Source organism: Micromonospora sp. URMC 105 (assembly GCF_051386295.1).
Classification (GTDB): domain Bacteria; phylum Actinomycetota; class Actinomycetes; order Mycobacteriales; family Micromonosporaceae; genus Micromonospora.
The window spans coordinates 14,728-36,989 of sequence record NZ_JBPQTL010000018.1; the positions used below are offsets into that span (position 1 = coordinate 14,728).

Sequence of the window (22,262 nt, forward strand, 5' to 3'; positions counted from 1 at the left end):
GGGCACCTCCTGCATAGGTTAGGCTTACCTAAGTAGCACCCTAAAGCACCCGAGCGGAGACGTCCACGTGAACCACCCCCGCCCCAAGGCCCGCCTCTCCCGGGCCCTCGGCATCCCCTTGACCCGCAAGTGCGTCCAGTACCTCGAGCGCCGCCCGTACCCGCCGGGCGTGCACGGCCGCGCCCGCCGGCGCACCTCGGACTACCAGGTCCGGCTGCTGGAGAAGCAGCGGCTGCGGCACCAGTACAACGTCAGCGAGGTGCAGCTGCGCCGCGCCTTCGACGACGCGGCGCGGGCCGCCGGCAAGACCGGCGAGACCCTGGTCGCCCTGCTGGAACGGCGCCTCGACGCGGTGGTGCACCGCGCCGGCCTGGCCCGCAGCATCTACCAGGCCCGGCAGCTGGTCGCCCACGGGCACCTCACCGTGGACGGGCGCAAGGTCGACCGGCCGTCGTACCGGCTGCGGCCCGGCCAGGTGGTCGCCGTGCGGGAGCGCAGCCGGCAGCTGCCGCCCTTCCAGCTCGCCGCCACCGGGGCGAACGCGGACGAGGGACCGGGCCGGCCGTACCTCTCGGTCGACCTGACCGGCCTGCGGGCCACCCTGCTGCGCGAGCCGGCCCGGCACGAGGTGCCGGTGATCTGCGACGAGCAGCTGGTGGTCGAGCACTACTCCCGATGAGCGGCGCGGGTCCGGCGCGGTGTGCGCCGGACCCGGCTCAGCGGTTCCGCTCGGCTCGGGATCAACGGGTCCGGCCGGCCCGGCTCAGCGGGTCTGCTCCAGCCAGGAGGCGTAGAGCAGGCCGTAGACGGACTCCGGGTCGCGGACCAGCTCCTCGTGCGGGCCGCGCTGCACGATCCGGCCCCGGTCCACCACGATCACCTCGTCGGCCGCCTGCGCGGTGGAGAGCCGGTGCGCGATGGCCAGGGTGGTCCGGCCCCGGGTGACCGCGTCCAGGGTGCGCTGCAGGCGCACCTCGGTGGCCGGGTCGACGGCGCTGGTGGCCTCGTCGAGGACCAGCAGGTCCGGGTCGGCCACGTACGCCCGGGCGAGCGCGACCAGCTGCCGCTCCCCCACGCTCAGCGACTCGCCGCGCTCGCCGACCGGGGTGGCCAGGCCCGACGGCAGCCCGTCCAGCCAGTCGGCCAGGCCCAGCTCGGTGAAGGCGGTGGTGAGCTGCGCGTCGGTCAGCTCGGGGCGGGCGAAACGGACGTTGTCGCCGACCGTGGCGTCGAAGAGGAAGCCGTCCTGCGGCACCATCACCACCCGGGCGCGCAGCGAGTCGAACCGCACCTCGTCCAGCGGCACCCCAGAGAGCAGCACCTGCCCGGCGGTCGGGTCCATCAGCCGGGTGAGCAGCTTGGCGAAGGTGGTCTTGCCGCTGCCGGTCTCGCCGACCACCGCCACCCGGCTCTTCGCCGGGATGTCCAGCGTGACGTCGTGCAGCACCGGCGGGCCGCCCGGGTAGGCGAACGTCACCCCGGCGAAGCGGATGTCCAGCGGGCCGGGCGGCAGCTCCCGCCCCTGCTCGCCCGGGTCGGCCACGTCGGGGGCGACGTCGAGCACGTCGAGCACCCGGCGCCACCCGGCGATGGCGTTCTGCGCCTCGTTGAGCACCTCGGTGGCGATCTGCACCGGCTGGATGAAGAGCGTGACCAGGAACAGGAACGCGGTGAGCTGGCCGATGGTGAGCGAGCCGTCCACCCCGAGCAGCACCCCGAGGACGACCACGCCGGCCAGCGCGAGACCGGCGGCCAACTCCCCCACCGAGCTGCCCAGGATGCTGATCCGGATCGCCCGCTGCTGGGCCCGCTGCTGCCCCTCGATCGCCGTGTCCAGCCGCCGGGCGGTGCGCCCGGCGATGCCGTACGCCCGGATCACCGGCGCGCCGACCACGCTCTCGGCGATCGTGCCGAGCAGGGTGCCCGTCCGCTGCCGGACCACGCCGTAGGCGGCGCCGAGCCGACGCTGGAGCTGCCGGATCACCAGCACCGCCGGTGCGAAGGCGACGAGCACCACCAGGGTCAACTGCCAGGAGTACGCCAGCATCACGGCCGTGGTGACCACGAGCTGGCCGAGGTTGACGATCAGGATCACGCCGCCCCACTGCAGGAACTGGGTGATCTGGTCGACGTCGCTGGTGACCCGGGAGACCAGCGACCCACGCCGCTCGGACTGCTGGTGCAGCATGGACAGGTCGTGCACGTGCCGGAACGCCCGGGTCCGGACGTTGGCCAGCGCGGTCTCGCTGACCGTGAACAGCCGGCGCATCATCAGGTACCCGCAGCCGGTGGTGATCACCAGCACCGCCGCGGTGACCGCGACCACCGTCCAGACCACGTCCAGGTCGAGGCCGCCGACGATGCCGCCGTCGATGCCCCGCTGCACGGCCACCGGCACGGCCACCCGGCCGACCATGTAGACCAGGGCCAGTGCGAGGGTGCCGGCCAGGCCGGTCCGCAGCTCCGGGGAGAGCGCCAGCCCGCGCCGCAGCGTCCGCCAGGTCGACTCGGCACGCTCCTGCGGCTCCTCCTGCCGCTCCGGCTCCACCGTCGTCGCGCTCACCGGGCCAGCCTCTCGTTCGCGACTGCGGGGCTCCGCTCCGCTGCACTCCTCGCGTTCACCGGGCCGACCTTTCGTTCGCGACTGCGGGGCTCCGCTCCGCTGCACTCCTCGCGCTCACCGGGCCGACCTTTCGTTCGCGACTGCGGGGCTCCGCTCCGCTGCACTCCTCGCGCTCACCGGTCCACCTCCAGGCCTGAGGTCAGTGGCGCCACCTCGTCGTACGTGCGGTTCTGCTCGCGTTCGTGCTCGGCCTGCTCGTACGCGGTCACCAGGTCGGCGTAGCCGGGCACGGTGGCGAGCAGCTCGGTGTGCGTGCCCCGGGCCACCACCCGCCCCTGCTCCAGGTAGATCACCTCGTCGGCGAGCGCGATGGTCGCCCGCCGGTACGCGACCACCAGGATCGACGCGGCGGCGCCCTGCGCCCCGGCCGGGGCGCGCAGCCCGGCCAGGATGGCCGCCTCCACCCTCGGGTCGACGGCGCTGGTCGCGTCGTCGAGCACCAGCAGCCGGGGCCGGCCGGCGAGCGCCCGGGCCAGGGTGAGCCGCTGCCGCTGCCCGCCGGAGAGCGAGGTGCCCCGCTCGCCGACCATGGTGTCCAGCCCCTCGGGGAGCGCGGCGACGAAGCCGTCCGCCTCGGCCAGCCGCAGCGCGGCCCACACGTCCTCGTCACCGAGGCCCGGCCGGTCCAGGGTGATGTTGGCACGCACGGTGTCGTCGAAGACGAACGGCACCTGGGCGACCAGGGCGACCGTCTCCGCCAGCGAGTCCGCGGCCAGCTCGCGCACGTCGACGCCGTCCAGCCTCACCGTGCCGGCGCGCGGGTCGACCAGGCGTACGGCCAGCGAGGCGATGGTGGACTTGCCGGCGCCGGTCGGCCCGACCAGGGCGACCGTCTTGCCGGCCGGCACGGTGAAGGTGACCTCGCCGAGCACCTCGGCGCCGGGCAGGTGCGCCTCGGCCGGTTCGTAGGAGAAGCAGACGTCGGCGAAGGCGAGCGTGGCGGGGGTCGGCTCGGCCGGGTCGAGCCGACGCGCGCCGTACGGCATCTCGCCGGTGGCGTCGAGGACCCGGCGGACCCGGTCCCAGCCGGCGACGCTGCGCGGCAGCTCGGCGAGGACCCAGCCGATCGCCCGCACCGGGAAGGCCAGCACGGTGAAGAGGAAGGCGACGCTGACCAGCTCGGCGACGCTGATCGCGCCGGCTCGCAGCCGGAACGCCCCGACCACCAGCACGGCGAGGGTGCCGAGGCTGGGCAGGGTCTCCAGCAGCGGGTCGAAGACGCCGCGCAGCCGGCCGACGGAGATCAGCGCGTCGCGCAGCTCACCGGCGCGGGCGGAGAACCGGGCGGTCTCCTCGGCCTCGCGGCCCATGGTCTTGACCACCAGGGCGCCGTCGAAGCTCTCGTGGGCGATGCCGCTGACCTCGGCGCGCAGCCGCTGGGCGCGGGCCTGCCGGGGCGCCATCCGCCGGGAGTAGATCACGTTGAGCGCGAAGAGCGCGGGGAACACGGCGAGCCCGACCAGGGCCAGCGCCCAGTCGGTGAGGAAGAGCGAGACGATCGCCCCGACCAGCATGACCAGGGTGCCGACGGCGAACGGCAGCGGGGCGATCGGGTACCAGGCCGCCTCCACGTCCGAGTTGGCGTTGGAGAGCAGCGTGCCGGTGGCGTTGCGCTGGTGCCAGGCCAGCGGCAGATCGAGGTAGCGGCGGGTCACCCGGCGCCGGTAGGCGGCCTGGAGGCGGAACTGCATGTAACCGGCGCCCAGCCGGCGGCCGAAGATGCCCACCACCCGCAGCACGCTGATGCCGAACAGCGCGGTCGCCGCCAGGGCCAGCGCGCCCGTCCCGACGGAGCCCCGGGCGACGGCCGGCACCACCACCTCGCCGACCACCGCGCCCACCACGAAGGCGCTGGCGATGACCATGAGGCCGAAGAGCACGCTGCCGGTGACGGCCACCGCGAAGATGCGCGGTTGTTCCCGGATCGCCCGGCCGAGAACCCAGAGTCCTCTGCCCAGCACGTCCCGACTTGTCCCGCCTGCCACGCTGTCCCCCGCCGTAAGCCGCCTCGTACTCTCTCATCCTTACCGCTCCCGGCCACCTCCGCCGACCCGGAACGGGTATGTCCGCCGTCACGTGCGCAGCGCAGGGCGCTCCGGGCGCCCGCCGGGGGCTGCGCCGGCGCGCCGAGGGCCGCCGGCGGGCCTACCATCTCCCTCATGCCGCGGTACGCCCGATCGGAGCGCGAGGCGCTCGCCGATCTCATGCTGGAGCTGGGACCGGACGCACCGACCGTCAACGAGGGGTGGACGACCCGCGACCTCGCCGCCCACCTGGTGGTACGCGAGCGCCGCCTGGACGCCGCCGGCGGCATCGTGCTGCCGCCACTGCGCGGGTACGCCGAGCGGGTGCGCCGGCGGATCGCCGCCCGGCCCTGGGCGGAGCTGGTGGGGCTGGTGCGCCGGCCGCCGGTGTGGAGCCCGGTCAGCAACCCGCTGGTCGACGAGCTGGCCAACACCCTGGAGTTCTTCATCCACCACGAGGACGTCCGGCGGGCCGGGGCGGGCTGGCAGCCGCGCGACCTGCCGGCGGGCCTGCGGGGGCGGCTCTGGAAGCCGGTCTCCCTGCTGGCCCGCACGGCGCTGCGCCGGTTCCCGGCCGACCTGCTCGTGCAGGCCCCCGGTCACGGCGAGCTGTCGGTGGGCCGGGGCGGCGACCGGGTCCGGCTGGTCGGGTCGCCGGGCGAGCTGGCGCTCTTCCTGTCGGGGCGGCAGCGGGTGGCCCGGGTCCAGGTCGACGGTCCGGCCCCGCTCGCCGACCGGCTCCGCCACGCCCGCCTCGGCCTCTGAGCCGGGTTTCCCACCATGCGCGCCCAGCGACGCCTGCCAATGTGAGGGTGTCGTACTCTTCTGCGCGCCGATCCCGTTCGGGGGCGGCGGGACAGGGGGGCACCATGCGCGGCATCGCCGGGTCGGGACTGCACGAACCCCCCTTCCCGGGCCGGCGGCATCCCGCCACCGACCGGGTGGCCGGGGAGAGCCTGGCCTGGGCCCGCAGTCTGCGGCTGGTCGAGGACGGGCCACGCTGGCGCCGGCTGCGGGCCGCCGAGGCCGCCGAACTCGCCGGCCGGGCCTGCCCACGCGCGCCGGTCGACCGGCTGCGGCTGCTCACCGACCTGATCACCTGGCTGTTCGTGGTGGACGACAGCTGCGACGAGGACGCGCTCGGCGCGGAGCCGGGCCGGCTGGCGCCGACCGTCGGCGAGCTGCTGGGCGTGCTCGACCGGCACGGCACCCACGGCCCGGCGGCACCCGCCGTCGGGCCGCTGGGCGCCGGGCTGGCCGACATCTGCCGGCGGGTACGCGAGCACCGCCGCCCGGCGCTGCTGCTGCGGCTGGCCGCCCAGCTCCGCGAGTATCTGCTGGCCCTGCTCTGGGAGGCGGCCAACCGCCAGCACCGGCGGGTGCCGGAGCTGGCGGAGTACCTCCAGATGCGCCGGCACACCGGCGGCGTACGCCCCAGCCTCACCCTCACCGACCTGGCGTGCGACGTCCACCCCGGGCCGCAGCGGCGGACCGACCGGGCGGTGCTCGCCCTCGACGACCTCACCGCCGACCTGGTCTGCTGGTGCAACGACCTCTTCTCGCACCGCAAGGAGGTCCGCGGCGCCCCCGATCCGCACAACGTGGTGACCGTCATCGCGGCGCGCCACGGGCAGGACGTCGACGCCGCCCTGCGCGCGGGTGCCCAGCTGTACAACGACGGGCTGGAGCGCTACCTCGCCGCCGAGGCGGCGCTGGCCGAGGATCCGGCCATGGCGGCGTACCTCGACGTGCGTCGATCCTGGATCCGGGCCACCTACGACTGGTCGCTGCGAGCGGTCCGGTACGCCTAAGGGTTCCACCACGCGGGACTGGGCCGGCTCACCGCCTCGGGGGCTAGCCGAGGCCCGGGTGCAGGCAATACTCTTCGGTAACCGCAGAACGGCGTGACCCCCGTCACGTCCATCCACCCCCTGAAGGCGGCTACAGCGATGGCTCTCGATGTACCGTACCGTTCGATTCCCGACATGTTCCTCAAGCGCGTGGCCGCCACCGGAGACCGGCACGCGTTCGCCCACCCGGCGCCGGACGACTCCGGCCCCGTCTGGCTGACGTGGGAGCAGGTCGGACAGCGGGCCAAGGCGGTCGCCGCCGGCCTGCACGGCCTGGGCGTCGGCCTGGAGGATCCGGTGGCGATCCTGGCCAACACCCGGCTGGACTGGGTGCTCGCCGACTTCGGCATCATGTGCGCCGGCGGCGCGACCACCACGGTCTACCCCACCACCGAGCCCGAGGACGCGGTCTACATCATCGCGGACTCCAGCTCCCGGGTGCTCTTCGCGGAGAACCCGGCCCAGGCGGCCAAGATCGCCGGGGCGGAGCTGCCCGCGCTCACCCACGTCGTGCTCTTCGACGGCGCCGCCGACCCGGCCGCGGCCGTCCCGCAGCTCACCCTCGCCGAGCTGGAGGAGCAGGGCAGGGCCCGGCTGGCGGCCGAGCCGGACCTGATCGAGCGGCTCGTCGCCCCGATCGGCCCGGAGCACCTGGCCACCCTGATCTACACCTCGGGCACCACCGGCCGGCCGAAGGGCGTCGAGCTGCTGCACGGCGGCTGGTGCTGGGAGGGCGTGGCGCAGGCCGAGATGGGGCTGCTGCGCGACGACGACCTGCAGTACCTCTGGCTCCCGCTGTCCCACTCGTTCGGCAAGACGCTGCTCTGCGGCGCCACCCACGTCGGCCTGCCGACGTACGTGGACGGGCGGGTCGACAAGCTGGTCGACCTGCTCGCCGTGGTCCAGCCGACCCTGATGTGCGGCGCGCCCCGGGTCTTCGAGAAGGTCTACAACAAGGCGGTCACCACGGCCCAGACGGCCGGCGGCGCGAAGGCGAAGATCTTCGCCTGGGGTGTGCGTACCGGCAAGGAGAAGGTCGCGCTGGAGCAGGCCGGGCAGCCGGTCCCGGCCGGGTTGAAGCTGAAGTACGCGCTGGCCGAGAAGCTGGTCTTCAGCAAGCTCCAGGCCCGCCTCGGTGGCCGGATGCGGGTGCTGGTCTCCGGCGCGGCGCCGCTGAGCAAGGAGATCGCCACCTTCTTCGCCGCCGCCAACCTGCCCATCTCCGAGGGGTACGGCCTGACCGAGACCAGCGCCGGCAACTTCGTCAACCCGCCGGAGGGGCTGCGGATCGGCACCGTCGGCAAGGCGATGGGCGACCTGGAGTGCCGGATCGACACCGACGGCGAGATCCTGGTCCGGGGAACGCCGGTGATGCGCGGCTACCACAACCTGCCCGAGGAGACGAAGGCCGCGTTCACCGAGGACGGGTTCTTCCGCACCGGCGACATCGGCAGCCTGGACGACGACGGCTACCTGCGGATCACCGACCGCAAGAAGGACCTGGTCAAGACCTCCGGCGGCAAGTACATCGCCCCGTCGCACATCGAGGGCATGTTCAAGGCGATCTGCCCGTACACCTCCCAGGCGATCGTGATCGGCCAGGCCCGCAACTACTGCACCATGCTGGTCACCCTGGACCCGGACGCGATCAAGGGCTGGACGGCCGGCGGCCCGCTGGAGGGCCGGGACTACGCCGAGGTCGTGGCCTCCCCCGAGGCGAAGGCCATGGTCGAGGAGTACGTCGCGCAGCTCAACGCGAAGCTCAACCGGTGGGAGACGATCAAGAAGGTCACCATCCTGCCGCGCGACCTGACCATCGAGCACGGCGAGATCACCCCGTCTCTCAAGATCAAGCGACGCGGCGTGGAGAACAACTTCGCCGCCGAGATCGACAAGATGTACGCGGGCACGCTGGCCGAGCTCTGACCGCCCTGCGGGGGCCGTGCCGGGTTCGTCGCCCGGCCCGGCCCCCGAGGCGGCCGCTCACAGGTGCCGGCCCCGCCACCTGCTCTGGTCCGCCTCCGCCGCCTCCTGCTCGGCCGCCGCCACCGCCCGGATCCGGCGCCGGCGTGGGCCGTCGACCACGGTCTGGGCCCCGGTGGAGACGACGCAGACGACCGCCAGCAGCCCCAGCGCGACCAGCTCCGGCACCCGGCTCGACAGTGGGCCCACCGCCGCCAGCAGCACCACCGTCGCCAGCGGCACCCAGCGCACCTCGCCCAACGCCCGCCGACCCAGCCCGACCAGGCCGAGCAGGTAGACGGCCACCCCGCCGTGCAGCACCAGCACCCAGAAGCCGCCCAGCGGCACGCCCCACTCCGGGGTGCCCGGGTCCGCCCCCTCGGCCAGCAGGTCCTTGAGCCCCAGGGCGACGACGATGACCCCGGCGATCAGCGGCAGGTGCAGGTAGGTGTAGGCGTCCCGGGCGAGCCGGGCCCGCGCGGCCGGTTCCCGGGCCCGGTGCAGTGCGTGCTCCACCGCCAGGGCCAGGGTGTCGAAGTAGGCCCACCACAGCGCCGAGACGACCGCGATGCCGAGCACCGCGGCGACGATCACCGGCCAGGTCAGCGGCAGTTCCGTGAAGAACCGGGGGCCGAAGCCGAGCGCGATGACCGACTCGCCGAGCGCGACCAGCACGATCAGCGCGTGCCGCTCCGCCCAGTGCCCGGCCGACACCACCGCCCAGTACGCGCCGCCCAGCAGCATGCCCGCCACGTACTCGACCAGCAGGGCCGCGGTCCACAGGGCCAGCCGCAGCCACGCCTCGGCGGCCTCGTGGGGCACCCGGTGGGGCACCAGGGCGGCGGTGGCCAGCAGCGCCGTCGCGATCACCGGCAGGCCGGCGAACAGCAGCCACCGCCGGCGGCGGGCCGGGTCGGGCCACTGCACCCAGCCGAGGACGGAGAGCTGCGACATCCGGACCAGGAGGTAGCAGCCGGCGAAGACCAGCGGGCCGTTGAGCCCGCCCGGCCGGTCCACGAACGCCGCCGGCATGCTCAGCGCCAGCAGGAAGGTGCCGGCCAGGGTGACGAAGCCGATCAGCGGCAGCACGCCCCGGTCGGCGCGGACCAGGTTGCCGACGAGGGCGAAGCCCGTCCAGCACCACCAGAGCAGCGACAGCACCAGCAGGCAGCCGATCAGGTTGCCCGGCGTCGGCCGGCTCGCCGTCACCGTGGTGACGGTCAGGAAGGCGAAGACGAAGACGACGTCGTAGTACAGCTCCAGCCGGGTGGTACGCGAACCGGGCGCGCCGGGGCGTACCCCGCGCGCCCAGCGCAACCGCCCGCCCTGCGCGGCGGCGGCCTCGGCTCCGCCCGGCCGGTCCGCTGCTCCCACCCGGGCAGTCTCGCAGCCGGTGGGAGGCGGCACGGCTGATCGCGACAACCGCGTCCGTCCCGGCAATCCGGCAGCCGGCACCGCGGCGCGGCGTCGCTCAGGCGATGACGGTCGCCTCCCGCCACTGCGGGCGCCCGGCCCGGTCCAGGTCGTAGCGGACCGCGGCGAGCCGGCCCACCGCCTCGATGAGGTCGGCGGCGGGCAGGGTGAAGGGCAGCCGCAGGAAGCGTTCCAGGGTCCCGTCCAGGCCGAACCGGGGACCGGGCGCCAGGCGTACGCCGACCTCCTCGGCGGCCCGGGCCAGCGCGCTGGAGATGGGGCCGTCCAGCTCCGCCCAGAGGGTCACCCCGCCGTGCGGCGCGGTCACCCGCCAGTCCGGCAGGCGCTGCGCGAGCGCGTCGAGCAGGGCGTCGCGCTGCGCGGCGAGCTGGGTGCGGCGGGCCGCCACGATGGCCGGGGCGTCGGCGAGCAGGTGCACCGCGACCAGCTGGTCCAGCACCGGGCTGGCCATGTCGACGCCGACCCGGGCGGCGGCCAGCCGCTGCACCTGCGGGGCGGAGGCGCGGACCCAGCCGATCCGCAGTCCGCCCCAGTACGGCTTGCTCATCCCACCGATGCTGATCACCCGGCTGTGCCGGTCGAAGGTGGCCACCGGCGGCGGCAGCTCGGTGCCGTCCAGCGGGAGGTCCACGAAGGACTCGTCGACCACCAGGTCGGTGCCGGCGTGGTGGGCGGCGGCGACCACCCGTTCGCGCAGCTCCGCCGGCATCAGGTGACCGGTCGGGTTCTGGAAGTCCGGGATCAGGTAGGCCAGCTTGGGCCGGACCTGGCGGATGCTGCCCAGCAGCAGGTCGGCGTCCCAGCCGGCCCCGTCGACGGCCAGGCCGTGGGTGGTGACCCGGGCCCGCCGCGCGGAGAGCGCGGCCAGCGCGTTCGGATAGGTCGGCGACTCCACCAGTACGCTGCCGCCCGGCGCCAGCGCCAGCCGGAGCACCAGGTCCAGCGCGTGCTGGGTGCCGCTGGTCACCATGATCTGCTCGGCGCTGGTCGGCAGCCCCCGCGCGGTGTACGACCGGGCGACCGCTTCGCGCAGCTCGATGATCCCGGTCGGGTGGTAGCCGGCGCCGCCGAGGTAGCGGGGCAGGTCCTCGGCGGCGGCGCGGGCGGCCGGCACGAGCTGCGGCGGAGCGGCCAGCGCAGCGACGCCCAGGTCGATCATGTCGCGGTCGTCGAGCGGGGTCCAGAGCCCGGTACTGGCCACCCGGTGGGTGCCGGGCAGCATGGTCCAGCTGCCCGCGCCGCGCCGGCTGGCCAGGTGCCCGCTCTCCCGCAGCTCCCGGTACGCGGCGGTGACCGTGGTCCGGCTGATCCGCAGCGCCTCGGCCAGCTCCCGCTCGGCCGGCAGGCGTACCCCCAGGGGAAGGCGGCCGTCGGCGAGCAGGCCACGGACCGCGGCGGCGAGCGCGGCGTAGTCCGGGCTGCGCCGGCGGCCCGGCAGCGCGTGCCACTGCCCCAGCAGCCGGGCCAATTGGGTTCCCCGCACCTGGCTGGTCACGGCCACCCCTCCCAAATTGGCTCTTCTCTCGTCATGATTGGCATCTAGGGTGGCATGCATGGCAGCGATTGGCAATCTGCGGCACCGGCCGGTCCGGCGGCTCACCCAGCTCTACGTCGGGCTGGTCCTCGCCATCGGTCCGCTGGCCCAGCTGTTCACCCCGCTCTTCACCGTCGCACCGCGGTCCACTCCCGACACTCCGGTGGCCACCCTCGCTGAGCTGCGCTGACGTCACGGGCGGAAAGTGGGTGTTTCCTTCCCCGACACCTGCGGGCATCATTCCTGCATGGGGGAGAGCGGATGGCGCTGGACGGACGCCTGGATCTTCGTGTCACTGGTGATTGCGAGCGGCGCCGGTCGGCACCGCCGCGCGGTGGACACCCGACGCCCGGAGGGCGTCCGGCTGACCGACGTCATCTCCACGGCGGACCACCTCAACCAGGCCATCCCCGAACGGGAGGACGTCGAGGCCGCGGTGCGCCGGCTGGCCGGCGCGGGCCTGGTCAGCGTCTCCGACGGCTGGTTCCGGCTCACCCCGGACGGGGAGCGGCTCTGGCGCACCCGTCCCAGCGCGGGCGTGGGGACCACGGTGGACACCGTGCAGGGAGTGCTGGTCCGGCGGCACACCCCCGGCAGCGCGGAGTGGCACCTGGACGAGGAGGACCACGCCGCGGCCGTGCAGGAGTACATCGTCCGGTCGATCCCGGCCCCGCGCCGCTCGCCGGAGGGACGAACCGGCCGCTGAGCGGTTGAGTCGCTGTCGTGCGCAGACACGGATGGCGGCGCTGACGGTGCCGGCGGGCCGGCCGGCGACCGGCGTCGCGTAGCGAGGCCGACGGAAGCCACCACCACCGCGAGCGTGATACCTCAGAGTCATCTCGATACCTCACAGGCATCACGCTCATACCGAACGTCATCCGTCGACCCGTGGTGACCGTCGGCCGGGCCGGGCGGGTCAGCGCACCGGGTGACCGGCGGCCTTCAGCGCGTCCTTGACCTCGCCGACGGTCAGCTCGCCGAAGTGGAAGACGCTCGCCGCGAGCACCGCGTCGGCGCCCGCGCCGATGGCCGGCGGGAAGTGTGCCACCTCGCCGGCGCCGCCGCTGGCCACCACCGGCACGTCCACCACCGCGCGGACCGCCTGGATCAGCGTCAGGTCGAAGCCGGCCTTGGTGCCGTCGGCGTCCATCGAGTTGAGCAGGATCTCGCCCGCCCCCAGCTCGGCGCCGCGCCGGGCCCACTCGACCGCGTCCAGGCCGGTGCCCCGCCGGCCGCCGTGGGTGGTCACCTCGAAGCCGCTGGGGGTGGTGCCGGCGGGAGCCCGCCGTACGTCCAGCGAGAGCACCAGCACCTGCCGGCCGAACCGGTCGGCGATCTCGGCGATCAGCTCCGGGCGGGCGATGGCGGCGGTGTTCACCCCGACCTTGTCCGCGCCGGCCCGCAGCAGCGTGTCGACGTCGGCGACCTGGCGTACGCCGCCGCCCACGGTCAGCGGGATGAAGACCGACTCCGCGGTGCGCCGGACCACGTCGAGCATGGTGCCCCGGTCGCTGGAGGAGGCGGTGACGTCGAGGAAGGTCAGCTCGTCCGCGCCGGCCCGGTCGTACGCGGCGGCCAGTTCCACCGGGTCACCGGCGTCGCGCAGGTCGAGGAAGTTGACCCCCTTGACCACGCGCCCGGCGTCCACGTCCAGACACGGGATCACCCGTACCGCCACCGTCATGCCCCGAGCCTATCCAACGGGAACGCGGCGGCGGCCGACCTGTGAGGCCGGCCACCGCCGCGCGCCGGATCGCCGATTCAGACCCGGACGAGCATCTTGCCCAGGTTCTCGCCGCGCAGCAGGCCGAGGAACGCCTCGGGGGCGTTCTCGATGCCGTCGACGATCGTCTCGTCGTACGACAGCTTGCCGTCGCGCAGCCAGCCGGACACGTCCCGCACGAACTGCTCGCGCAGGTTGCCGTGATCGCCGACGAGGAAGCCACGCAGGGTGAGCCGCTTGCCGATGACCATCGCCAGGTTGCGCGGGGCGGCCGGCGGCTCGGTGTCGTTGTACTGCGCGATCATGCCGCAGATGGCGGCCCGGCCGTGCAGCCGCATCGCCGAGATCGCCGCCTCCAGGTGGTCACCGCCGACGTTGTCGAAGTAGACGTCGATGCCGTCGGGGGCGGCCGCCTTCAGCGAGTCGCGCACCGGGCCGTCGTGGTAGTCGAAGGCGGCGTCGAAGCCGAGCGCCTTGAGCCGCTCGACCTTGGCCGCCGAGCCGGCGCTGCCGACCACGTGACCGGCGCCCTTGAGCTTGGCGATCTGGCCCACCAGGCTGCCCACCGAGCCGGCCGCGGCGGAGACGAAGACGCTCTCCCCCGGCTTCATCGCGGCCACGTCGAGCAGCCCCGCGTACGCGGTCAGACCGGTCAGGCCGAGCACGCTCAGGTACGCGCTCACCGGGGCGAGGGCCGGGTCGACCGGCCGGGCGGCCTTGGCGTCGAGCAGCGCGTACTCCCGCCAGCCGAGGCCGTGCAGCACGGTCGCGCCGACCTGCACGCCCTCGGCCTCGCTGGCCACCACCTCGCCGACCGCGCCGCCGTCGAGCGGCGCCCCGAGCGCGAACGGCGGAACGTACGACTTCACGTCGTTCATCCGCCCCCGCATGTACGGGTCGACCGAGATGAACTGGTTGCGGACCACGATCTGGCCCGGGCCGGGGGTCGGCACCTCGGTCTCGACCAGGCGGAAGTTCTCGGCGGTCGGCCAGCCCTGGGGGCGGGAGGCCAGGTGGATCTCGCGGTTGGTGCTCACGCTGTCGTCCTTTCGTACGCGGGGGAAGAGGGGTCCGGCGGCGCTCAGGCCGCGGCGGCCTCGCGGACGGTCAGGGCGACGTCGATGTTGCCGCGGGTGGCGTTCGAGTACGGGCAGACCTGGTGGGCCTGCGCGACCAGTTGCTCGGCGGCGGTGCGCTCGACGGCGGGCAGGTCGACCAGGAGGGCGACGGTCAGCCCGAAGCCGCCGTTGCCGTTGGGGCCGATGCCCACCTCGGCCTCGACGACGGAGCCGGTGACGTCGGCCTTGGCCCGGCGGGCGACCAGGCGCAGCGCGGAGTGGAAGCAGGCCGCGTAGCCGGCGGCGAAGAGCTGCTCGGGGTTGGCCGCGCCGCCGGCGCCGCCCATCTCCTTCGGGACCGCGAGGTCCAGCTCGACGGTGCCGTCGGAGGTGCGGACGTGGCCGTCGCGGCCGTCGCCGGTGGCGAGGGCGGACGCGGTGTAGAGCACCTGCATGGTCACTTCTCCTTCTGTCGCTGGATCTTCTCGGTGACCCGGGTGAGGGTGTCGCGCAGGCCGGTCAGCTCGGCCTCGGTGAGGCCGGTGGCGCAGGCGATCCGCCGCGGCACCTCGTCCATCCGCTGCCGCAGGGCCCGGCCGTCGGCGGTCAGCCCCACCTCCACCCGCCGCTCGTCGCGCGCCGAGCGGGACCGGACCACCAGGCCCGCCGCCTCCAGCCGCTTGAGCAGCGGGGAGAGCGTGCCGGAGTCCAGCCGCAGCGCGGCGCCGAGCTCGGAGACCGTGGGGGCGTCCTCGCGCTCCCAGAGCACCAGCAGCACCAGGTACTGCGGGTAGGTCAGGCCGACCTCGTCGAGGATGGGCCGGTAGACGTCGGTCAGGGCGCGCGACGCCGCGTAGAGCGCGAAGCACACCTGCCGGCGCAGCACCAGATCATCGGTCACCGGGAAACCGTAGCCCACGATTAAGTTGTGCACAACCGATTCGGCCGTGGTGTGACGCCCTCCACCCGCACCGCGCGGGGCGGCCGGGCTCAGCGGTCCCCGAGCCAGGCCTCCAGCTCCACCTCGACCAGGTGGTCCGGGTCGAGCAACCCGGCCACCACCACCATGGTCGCGGCCGGCCGGACGGCGCCGAACACCACGTTGTGCGCCCGGCCCACCTCGTCGGCGTAGCTCCGGTCGGTGACGTACATCCGGGTCCGCACCACGTCGCCCGGCTCCGCGCCCACCTCGGCGAGCGCGTCCAGCCCGATCCGCAGCGCCTGGGCGGTCTGCGCCGCCGCGTCGCCGACGTGCGCCACCCGGCCGTCGACCGTCGACGTGCACCCCGCCGTCCAGGCCAGGTCACCGGCCCGGACTACCCGCGAGTAGCCGTAGACGGCCTCCCACGGGCCGCCCGAGCCCAGCCGGGTCACGGTCACGCGGCGGCCAGCGTTTCCAGCGCCTGGGCGACGGTGAACGCGCCGGCGTAGAGCGCCTTGCCGGCGATCACGCCCTCCACCCCGATCGGCTCCAGAGTGGCCAGCGCCCGCAGGTCGTCCAGGGTGGACACGCCACCGGAGGCGATCACCGGGGCAGCGGTACGCGCGCAGACCTCGCGCAGCAGCTCCAGGTTCGGCCCGCGCATGGTGCCGTCCTTGGTGATGTCGGTGACCACGTACCGCGACGCGCCGGCCTTGTCCAGCCGCTCCAGCACCTCCCACAGGTCACCGCCGTCGCGGGTCCAGCCCCGGGCGGAGAGGGTACGGCCGCGCACGTCCAGCCCGATCGCCACCCGGTCGCCGTACTCGCCGCAGACCCGGTCGCACCACTGCGGGTCCTCCAGCGCGGCGGTGCCGATGTTGACCCGGGCCGCCCCGGTGCCGAGCGCCGCCTGCAACGACTCGTCGTCGCGGATGCCGCCGGAGAGCTCCACCTTCACGTCGAGCTGCCGCACCACCTCGGCGAGCAGGTGCGCGTTGGTGCCCCGGCCGAACGCCGCGTCCAGGTCGACCAGGTGGATCCACTCGGCGCCGTCGGACTGCCAGGCCAGTGCCGCCTCCAGTGGGTCGCCGTACGCGGTCTCGCTACCGGCGGCGCCCTGCACGAGCCGGACGGCCTGGCCGTCGGCGACGTCCACGGCGGGCAACAGGGTGAGGCTCAACTTCTCTCTCCTCGCATCAGATCCGACGGTCCAGCGCGATCACGACGATCGCCGGCAGGACCAGCAGCAGCAGGACGACCAGCACCAAGCGCAACGCCAGGTCGTCGACGAACGTCCAGATCCCGAACAGCGCGGCCAGGCTCAGCCCCACGATCGCGGCCCGCTCCCCGCGGCTGCGCCGGCCCACCCGGCCGGTACGACCCCGCCGCCACTGCGGCGTCAGCTTGCGTACCAGCGTGCGCGTCCGGTGCCGGCGGGCCAGCCGGCGCTGGCGCGCCAGGCGTTCCCGGGCGGCCTCGGCCTCCCGGACGGCACGGCGCCGGGCCCGCTCCTTGCTCACGCCGTACCCCGCAGTGCCCCGGCACCCGAGGTGCCCCGCGGCGGGCCGGCCGGCTCAGCCAACCGTGGCCAGCCAGTTGCGCAGGAGGGCGGCACCGGTGTCGGCCGACTTCTCCGGGTGGAACTGGGCGGCCGACAGCGCGCCCCGCTCCACCGCCGCGACGAAGTCGGTGCCGTGGTGGGCGGTGGTGACCGTGGCCCCGGCGGCGGCGAGCCCGGCGACGTCGTTCACGCCGTACGAGTGGACGAAGTAGAACCGGCTGTCGGCGGGCAGGCCGGCAAAGAGCACCGAGCCGCCCGGCGCGCGCACCGTGTTCCAGCCCATGTGCGGCAGCCGGTCGGCGGGCAGCTTCGTCACCCCGCCGGGCAGCAGCCCGAGCCCCTTGGTGACCACACCGTGCTCGTCGCCGTGCTCGAAGAGGATCTGCATGCCGACGCAGATGCCGAGCACCGGCCGGCCGGCGGCGACCCGCTCGGCGATGACCGGGCCGGCGCCGAGCGCCTCGATTCCCGCCATGCAGGCGGCGTAGGCGCCCACGCCCGGCACCACCAGGCCGTCCGCCGCGGCGGCGGCGCGCAGGTCGTCGGTGACCGTCACCTCGGCACCGGCCCGCTCCAGCGCGCGCTCGGCCGAGCGCAGGTTGCCCGAGCCGTAGTCCAGCACCACGATCCGCCCGCTCATGCCGCCACCTCGCTCCGCTCGGCGGCGGCACGGGGCGCTACAGCGCTGCGCCCGATGATTCGCTCGCTGCGCTCGCTCATCAGCCCTCCCCGGGAAGCAGCCAGAGCACCCCGGCGACGGTGGACAGCGTGGCCAGCAGCGCGCTGACGACCACGGCCCCGCGCGGTGCGCCCTGCTTGTGCAACGACCACGTCCCGCCGACCAGCACGCCGGCCAGGATCAACAGCAGCGTCGGCAGCACCGGCCCCATCAGAGCGCACCCTTGGTGGACGGGATCGCGCCGGCCGAGCGCGGGTCGATGGCGGTGGCCTCGCGCAGCGCCCGGGAGACCGCCTTGAACTGCGCCTCCACCACGTGGTGGGCGTCCGGGTGCCCGCCCGGGCGGGCCGCCCGCAGCACGTCCACGTGCAGGGTGATCCGGGCCGACTGGCCGAAGGACTCCCAGATGTGCCGGGTCATGCTGGTCGGGTAGACCGGGCCGATGTACGGCGCGAGCGGCGGCTCGTCGTGCAGCACGTACGGGCGGCCGGAGAGGTCGACCGCGGCCCGGACGAGGACCTCGTCCATCGGCACGGTCGCCGAGCCGTACCGCCGGATGCCGGCCTTGTCGCCCAGCGCCTGGTCGAAGGCGGCGCCCAGGGCCAGCGCGGTGTCCTCCATCGTGTGGTGGGCGTCGATCTCCAGGTCACCGACGGTGCGCACGGTGAGGTCGAAGCCGCCGTGCCGGGCGATCTGGTGCAGCATGTGGTCGTAGAAACCGACCCCGGTGCTGATCTCGGCCTGGCCGGTGCCGTCGAGGTCGATCTCGACGAGGACCTTGGTCTCCTTGGTGATCCGCTCCACCCGGGCGGTGCGACTCATGAAAGCTTCTCCATCGCTGCGAGGAAGGCGTCGGTCTCGGCGGGGGTGCCGGCGGTGACCCGCAGCCAGCCGGGCAGGCCGACGTCGCGGACCAGCACACCCTGCTCCAGCAGGGTGCGCCAGGCGGCGGCCTGGTCGCCGGCCACCTGGAAGAGCACGAAGTTGGCGTCGCTGTCGGCGACCCGGTGCCCGCGGGCGCGCAGCTCGGCGACGATCCGGTCGCGCTGGGCCTTGATCGCGTCGACGGTGCCGAGCAGGGCGTCGCGGTGCGCCAGCGCCGCCCGGGCGGCGGCCTGGGTGAGCGCCGAGAGGTGGTACGGCAGCCGGACGAGCTGCACGGCGGCCACCACCGCCGGGTCGGCGGCCAGGTAGCCGAGCCGGCCGCCGGCGAAGCCGAACGCCTTGCTCATCGTCCGGGTCACCACCAGCCGCGGGTGGCCGGGCAGCACGGCGAGGGCGCTGACCGTGCCGGGGCGGGCGAACTCGGCGTACGCCTCGTCGACGACCACCATGGCGGGAGCGGCGTCGAGCACCGCGGCGACCACCGCCGGGTCGAGCGCGGTGCCGGTGGGGTTGTTCGGCGAGCAGAGGAAGACCACGTCCGGCCGGTGCTCGCGGATCTGCCGCACCGCGTCGTCGGCGGTCAGCCCGAAGTCGGCGCCCCGGGCGGCCGGGACCCAGCGGGTGCCGGTGCCCAGCGCCAGCAACGGGTGCATCGAGTACGCCGGGGTGAAGCCGAGCGCGCTGCGCCCCGGACCGCCGAACGCCTGGAGCAGCTGCTGCTGGATCTCGTTGGAGCCGTTGGCCGCCCAGACCTGCGCCACGGTGAGCCCGTGCCCGAGGTACGCCGCCAGGTCGGCGCGGAGCGCCACCGCGTCCCGGTCCGGGTACCGGTTGAGGTCGCGCAGCTCCGCCGCGACGGCCTTGCCGATCGCCTCGACCACCGGCTCGGGCACCGGGTACGAGTTCTCGTTGGTGTTCAGCCGCACCGCGACGTCCAGCTGCGGCGCCCCGTACGGCGTCAGGCCCCGCAGGTCGTCGCGGAGCGGCAGGTCGTCCAGGCTGGTCACGCCAGCCCCCGGGGGAAGCGGACGCCGACGGCCTGGCCGTGCGCCGGCAGGTCCTCCACGTTCGCCAGGGTCACCACGTGCGGGGCCACCTCGCGCAGCGCGTCCTGGCTGTACTCCACGAGGTGGATGCCGCGCAGGAAGGACTGCACGGACAGCCCGGACGAGTGCCGGGCGCAGCCGCCGGTGGGCAGCACGTGGTTGGAGCCGGCGCAGTAGTCGCCCAGCGACACCGGCGACCAGGCGCCGACGAAGATCGCCCCGGCGTTGCGGACCCGCAGCGCCCACTCGCGGGCGTCGACGGTCTGGATCTCCAGGTGCTCGGCCGCGTACGCGTCGACGACCCGCAGCCCGGCGTCGAGGTCGTCGACGAGGACGACGCCGCTCTGCTCGCCGCTGAGCGCGGTGGTGACCCGCTCGGCGTGCTTGGTGGCCGGCACCTGCCGGGCCAGCTCCCGCTCCACCGCGTCGGCCAGCGCGACCGACGGGGTGACCAGCACGCTGGCGGCCAGGGGGTCGTGCTCGGCCTGGCTGATCAGGTCGGCGGCGACGTGCGCGGGGTCGGCGGTGTCGTCGGCGAGGATGGCGATCTCGGTCGGGCCGGCCTCGGCGTCGATGCCGACCACGCCGCGCAGCAGCCGCTTGGCGGCGGTGACCCAGATGTTGCCCGGACCGGTGATCATGTCGACCGGGTCGCAGTGCGCGCTGCCCTCGGCGTCGACCGCGGCGCCGTACGCCAGCATCGCCACCGCCTGGGCGCCGCCGACGGCGTACACCTCGTCGACGCCGAGCAGCGCGCAGGCCGCGAGCACCCGGGCGTCGGGCAGGCCGCCGTTGTCCTGCTGCGGCGGGCTGGCCACCACCAGCGACCGCACCCCGGCCGCCTGGGCGGGGACCACGTTCATCACCACGGTCGACGGATACATCGCCAGGCCGCCGGGGACGTAGAGCCCCACCCGGTCGACCGGCACCCAGCGCTCGGTGACCGTGCCGCCGGGGACGACCTGGGTGGTGTGGTCGGTACGCCGCTGGTCGGCGTGCACCTTGCGGGCCCGGGTGATCGACTCCAGCAGCGCGGCGCGTACCTCGGGGTCGAGCGTCCCCTCGGCCTCGGCGATCGCCTCGGCCGGCACCCGCAGCACCTCCGGCGACACCCCGTCGAACCGCTCGCTGGCCTCCCGGATCGCCGGGTACCCATGCTCCCGGACCGCCTCCACGAGCGGGCGGATCCGCTCGACCGCCACGGAGACGTCGAGCTGGGCACGGGGCAGCAGGCGGCGCGGGTCACGGACGCCGCCGCGCAGGTCGATCCGATTCAACACCCTTGCGAGTCTAGGCGGCCTCGCGCCGGTCGGTCCGCGCCGCCCGTACCCCGCAGGCGTGAGCCGAGCCACGCCCGAGGAGTCCGGTCGGGCTAGGCTCGACAGCGTGACTGCGCGGCTGCCGGTGTTCCCGCTCGGAACGGTGCTCTTTCCCGGACTCGTGCTGCCGTTGCACATATTCGAGGAGCGCTACCGCGCGCTGGTGCGCCACCTGGTCGGGCTGCCCGAGGGGGCGCCCCGCGAGTTCGGCGTGGTGGCGATCCAGGCCGGCTGGGAGGTCGCCCCGGGCGCGGGCCGGGCGACGCCGGGCGGCGGCGAGGTGACCCTGCACGAGGTGGGCTGCACCGCCGAGCTGCGGCAGGTCACCGAGCTCGACGACGGGGGCTTCGACATCGTCACGGTGGGCCGGCGGCGGTTCCGGATCGCCGAGGTGGACGACGCCGCCTCGCCGTACCTGACCGCCGAGGTGGAGTGGCTGCCCGAGCCGGGCGGCACCGACGAGATCGCCGAGCTGCTGGCGGCCCGGGTGATCGCGGTCTTCCGGCAGTACCTGGGGCTGATCCGGCCCGACCCGGAGGAGATCTCCGAGCAGCTGCCGGAGGACCCCACCGTCCTGTCCCACCTGGTCGCGGCGACCGCCGCGCTCACCGTCGCCGACCGCCAGCGGCTGCTGGCGATCGACGACACCGCCGCCCGGCTCCGCGCCGAGCTGCGGCTGCTCAACCGCGAGGCGGCTCTGCTGCGCCAGGTGCGGGCGGTTCCGGTGCCGCTGTCGGAGCTGGCGTCGCCTCCGGCACCCAACTGAGGCCGCCGGGCTCGGGCTCCGGGCGCAGCGACGGCCACCGGGACCAGCCGGCCAGCAGGGTGTACGTCACGGCCGCCGCGAACGCCGGCAGCAGCAGGTCCCCGAAGGGCACCGGCAGGAAGCCGAACACCCATTCGATCCCCCCGGCGCGCAGGTCCGCCGGTTTGGTGAAGGCCGTCCCTTCCGGGGCGTTCTCCAGCAGCCGCTGGTAGCCGGAGAGCCCGATCCGGCGGCCGACCTGCCAGGCGACCAGCGCGGCGCCGAGCGCGCCGAGGGCCACCCCGGTCAGCACGGCGGGGCCCCGGCGGCGGCGCAGCACCACCCAGAGCCCGACCGCGGCGAGCAGCCCGAAGCCGAGCCCGAGCAGGCTGAACCAGCCGTCGGCGGCGATCGGCTGCTCCGGCTGCGGCTGGGCGTAGACGGCCCCGTCGGCGGTCTTGAGCACCGGGGTGTCCGGGGCCAGGGCGGCCCAGAGCAGCCCGAGCGGCACACCGAGCACGGTCAGCCCGAGCAGGGTGGCGACGGTCGCCAGGAGCGTCCCGCGGACCCGGTCGCCCGGCTGCTCCGGGGCGCCGGCGTACGCCGGGGGCCAGGGCACGGCCGGTTCCGGCCCGGCGGCCGGCAGCGGCCAGGAGCCGTCGGGGGCGGGCCAGGAGGCACCGCCCGGCGCGGCGGGCGCGGCCGGCGCGGCGGGTCCGGCGGGCCCGGCGGGGGACGAACCGGTCCCGGGCGCACCGGGGAGCGGGGTCCAGCCGTCGTGCGCCGGGCCGCCCGGCGGGCCCGGGGGCGGGGCGGGGCCGGTGGGCGCGGCGGCACGGTCCGGCTCGTCGGGACGGTCGACGGGCCGGTACGGATCGGGGGTGTCCGGACTCACCC

General features: G+C 74.8%; 24 protein-coding genes. 7 read left to right on the forward strand and 17 right to left on the reverse strand.

Going from position 1 to position 22,262, the window contains the following annotated elements; translation table 11 throughout:
- The first annotated feature begins 67 nt into the window (after positions 1 to 67).
- On the forward strand, positions 68 to 679 hold the full coding sequence (rpsD, locus tag ACSNN7_RS08905) for a 30S ribosomal protein S4 (protein WP_436680190.1): 612 nt from the start codon (positions 68 to 70) through the stop codon (positions 677 to 679).
- 84 nt (positions 680 to 763) lie between these two features.
- Here the strand turns inward: rpsD and ACSNN7_RS08910 are convergent, their stop codons facing one another.
- Positions 764 to 2,563: an ABC transporter ATP-binding protein gene (locus tag ACSNN7_RS08910; RefSeq protein WP_436680191.1), complete on the reverse strand. Its 1,800-nt coding sequence runs from the start codon at positions 2,561 to 2,563 to the stop codon at positions 764 to 766.
- Positions 2,564 to 2,736: 173 nt separating this feature from the next.
- Entirely contained in the window at positions 2,737 to 4,584 is a 1,848-nt protein-coding gene (locus ACSNN7_RS08915; RefSeq protein WP_436680192.1) for an ABC transporter ATP-binding protein, read from the reverse strand.
- A gap of 198 nt (positions 4,585 to 4,782) precedes the next feature.
- Here ACSNN7_RS08915 and ACSNN7_RS08920 point away from each other — a divergent pair, with 198 nt between their 5' ends.
- The 3 genes from ACSNN7_RS08920 to ACSNN7_RS08930 all read left to right on the forward strand — a co-directional run bounded on the left by ACSNN7_RS08920 (position 4,783) and on the right by ACSNN7_RS08930 (position 8,423).
- Positions 4,783 to 5,412, forward strand: a complete 630-nt coding sequence (locus ACSNN7_RS08920) for a TIGR03085 family metal-binding protein (protein WP_436680193.1) — start codon at positions 4,783 to 4,785, stop codon at positions 5,410 to 5,412.
- A 104-nt stretch (positions 5,413 to 5,516) separates the two neighbouring features.
- A complete protein-coding gene (locus ACSNN7_RS08925) occupies positions 5,517 to 6,458 on the forward strand; it encodes a terpene synthase family protein (protein ID WP_436680194.1) in 942 nt (313 codons plus the stop codon).
- A 138-nt stretch (positions 6,459 to 6,596) separates the two neighbouring features.
- The gene (locus ACSNN7_RS08930) at positions 6,597 to 8,423 is read left to right on the forward strand and encodes an AMP-dependent synthetase/ligase (protein ID WP_436680195.1); all 1,827 of its coding nucleotides are present in this window, start codon (positions 6,597 to 6,599) and stop codon (positions 8,421 to 8,423) included.
- Between the two features lie 57 nt (positions 8,424 to 8,480).
- Here the strand turns inward: ACSNN7_RS08930 and ACSNN7_RS08935 are convergent, their stop codons facing one another.
- Both ACSNN7_RS08935 and ACSNN7_RS08940 read right to left on the reverse strand, forming a co-directional pair.
- Positions 8,481 to 9,833 carry a low temperature requirement protein A gene (locus ACSNN7_RS08935; protein ID WP_436680196.1) on the reverse strand — a complete coding sequence of 451 codons (1,353 nt, stop codon included), beginning with the start codon at positions 9,831 to 9,833 and terminating at the stop codon, positions 8,481 to 8,483.
- 97 nt (positions 9,834 to 9,930) lie between these two features.
- Positions 9,931 to 11,388 (reverse strand): PLP-dependent aminotransferase family protein, encoded by a 1,458-nt coding sequence (locus ACSNN7_RS08940; protein WP_436680197.1) that lies wholly within the window; start codon positions 11,386 to 11,388, stop codon positions 9,931 to 9,933.
- Positions 11,389 to 11,446: 58 nt separating this feature from the next.
- Here ACSNN7_RS08940 and ACSNN7_RS08945 point away from each other — a divergent pair, with 58 nt between their 5' ends.
- Positions 11,447 to 11,617, forward strand: a complete 171-nt coding sequence (locus ACSNN7_RS08945; RefSeq protein WP_436680198.1) for a hypothetical protein — start codon at positions 11,447 to 11,449, stop codon at positions 11,615 to 11,617.
- Positions 11,618 to 11,674: 57 nt separating this feature from the next.
- Positions 11,675 to 12,133 (forward strand): hypothetical protein, encoded by a 459-nt coding sequence (locus ACSNN7_RS08950; protein ID WP_436680199.1) that lies wholly within the window; start codon positions 11,675 to 11,677, stop codon positions 12,131 to 12,133.
- Positions 12,134 to 12,343: 210 nt separating this feature from the next.
- Here ACSNN7_RS08950 and hisF read toward each other — a convergent pair whose 3' ends face one another.
- The 12 genes from hisF to hisD all read right to left on the reverse strand — a co-directional run bounded on the left by hisF (position 12,344) and on the right by hisD (position 20,581).
- A complete protein-coding gene (hisF, locus tag ACSNN7_RS08955; RefSeq protein WP_436680200.1) occupies positions 12,344 to 13,111 on the reverse strand; it encodes an imidazole glycerol phosphate synthase subunit HisF in 768 nt (255 codons plus the stop codon).
- A 77-nt stretch (positions 13,112 to 13,188) separates the two neighbouring features.
- Positions 13,189 to 14,187 (reverse strand): NADP-dependent oxidoreductase, encoded by a 999-nt coding sequence (locus tag ACSNN7_RS08960; protein ID WP_436680201.1) that lies wholly within the window; start codon positions 14,185 to 14,187, stop codon positions 13,189 to 13,191.
- A 44-nt stretch (positions 14,188 to 14,231) separates the two neighbouring features.
- Positions 14,232 to 14,663, reverse strand: coding sequence for an organic hydroperoxide resistance protein (locus ACSNN7_RS08965; protein WP_436680243.1), 432 nt, complete (start codon positions 14,661 to 14,663; stop codon positions 14,232 to 14,234).
- Between the two features lie 2 nt (positions 14,664 to 14,665).
- Positions 14,666 to 15,109 (reverse strand): MarR family winged helix-turn-helix transcriptional regulator, encoded by a 444-nt coding sequence (locus ACSNN7_RS08970; RefSeq protein WP_436680202.1) that lies wholly within the window; start codon positions 15,107 to 15,109, stop codon positions 14,666 to 14,668.
- Positions 15,110 to 15,198: 89 nt separating this feature from the next.
- Positions 15,199 to 15,588: a RidA family protein gene (locus ACSNN7_RS08975; RefSeq protein ID WP_436680203.1), complete on the reverse strand. Its 390-nt coding sequence runs from the start codon at positions 15,586 to 15,588 to the stop codon at positions 15,199 to 15,201.
- Positions 15,585 to 16,310, reverse strand: a complete 726-nt coding sequence (gene priA, locus ACSNN7_RS08980) for a bifunctional 1-(5-phosphoribosyl)-5-((5-phosphoribosylamino)methylideneamino)imidazole-4-carboxamide isomerase/phosphoribosylanthranilate isomerase PriA (RefSeq protein ID WP_436680204.1) — start codon at positions 16,308 to 16,310, stop codon at positions 15,585 to 15,587. The genes ACSNN7_RS08975 and priA overlap by 4 nt, the downstream gene beginning before the upstream one ends.
- Before the next feature lie 16 nt (positions 16,311 to 16,326).
- Positions 16,327 to 16,650 carry a hypothetical protein gene (locus ACSNN7_RS08985; RefSeq protein ID WP_436680205.1) on the reverse strand — a complete coding sequence of 108 codons (324 nt, stop codon included), beginning with the start codon at positions 16,648 to 16,650 and terminating at the stop codon, positions 16,327 to 16,329.
- A 54-nt stretch (positions 16,651 to 16,704) separates the two neighbouring features.
- Entirely contained in the window at positions 16,705 to 17,331 is a 627-nt protein-coding gene (gene hisH / locus ACSNN7_RS08990) for an imidazole glycerol phosphate synthase subunit HisH (protein ID WP_436680206.1), read from the reverse strand.
- A gap of 79 nt (positions 17,332 to 17,410) precedes the next feature.
- Positions 17,411 to 17,581: a hypothetical protein gene (locus tag ACSNN7_RS08995; protein WP_436680207.1), complete on the reverse strand. Its 171-nt coding sequence runs from the start codon at positions 17,579 to 17,581 to the stop codon at positions 17,411 to 17,413.
- On the reverse strand, positions 17,581 to 18,192 hold the full coding sequence (gene hisB, locus ACSNN7_RS09000; RefSeq protein WP_436680208.1) for an imidazoleglycerol-phosphate dehydratase HisB: 612 nt from the start codon (positions 18,190 to 18,192) through the stop codon (positions 17,581 to 17,583). The genes ACSNN7_RS08995 and hisB overlap by 1 nt, the downstream gene beginning before the upstream one ends.
- Positions 18,189 to 19,262: a histidinol-phosphate transaminase gene (locus tag ACSNN7_RS09005; RefSeq protein WP_436680209.1), complete on the reverse strand. Its 1,074-nt coding sequence runs from the start codon at positions 19,260 to 19,262 to the stop codon at positions 18,189 to 18,191. Before ACSNN7_RS09005 ends, hisB begins: the two co-directional genes overlap by 4 nt.
- Positions 19,259 to 20,581, reverse strand: a complete 1,323-nt coding sequence (gene hisD / locus ACSNN7_RS09010) for a histidinol dehydrogenase (protein ID WP_436680211.1) — start codon at positions 20,579 to 20,581, stop codon at positions 19,259 to 19,261. Before hisD ends, ACSNN7_RS09005 begins: the two co-directional genes overlap by 4 nt.
- 106 nt (positions 20,582 to 20,687) lie before the next feature.
- On the opposite strand from hisD, the gene ACSNN7_RS09015 reads away from it, so the two are divergent.
- The gene (locus ACSNN7_RS09015; RefSeq protein ID WP_436680212.1) at positions 20,688 to 21,386 is read left to right on the forward strand and encodes an LON peptidase substrate-binding domain-containing protein; all 699 of its coding nucleotides are present in this window, start codon (positions 20,688 to 20,690) and stop codon (positions 21,384 to 21,386) included.
- On the opposite strand, the gene ACSNN7_RS09020 is transcribed toward ACSNN7_RS09015, so the two are convergent.
- On the reverse strand, positions 21,301 to 22,260 hold the full coding sequence (locus ACSNN7_RS09020; RefSeq protein ID WP_436680213.1) for a DUF2567 domain-containing protein: 960 nt from the start codon (positions 22,258 to 22,260) through the stop codon (positions 21,301 to 21,303). The two genes, ACSNN7_RS09015 and ACSNN7_RS09020, sit on opposite strands and share 86 nt — an antisense overlap.
- Positions 22,261 to 22,262 lie beyond the last annotated feature (2 nt).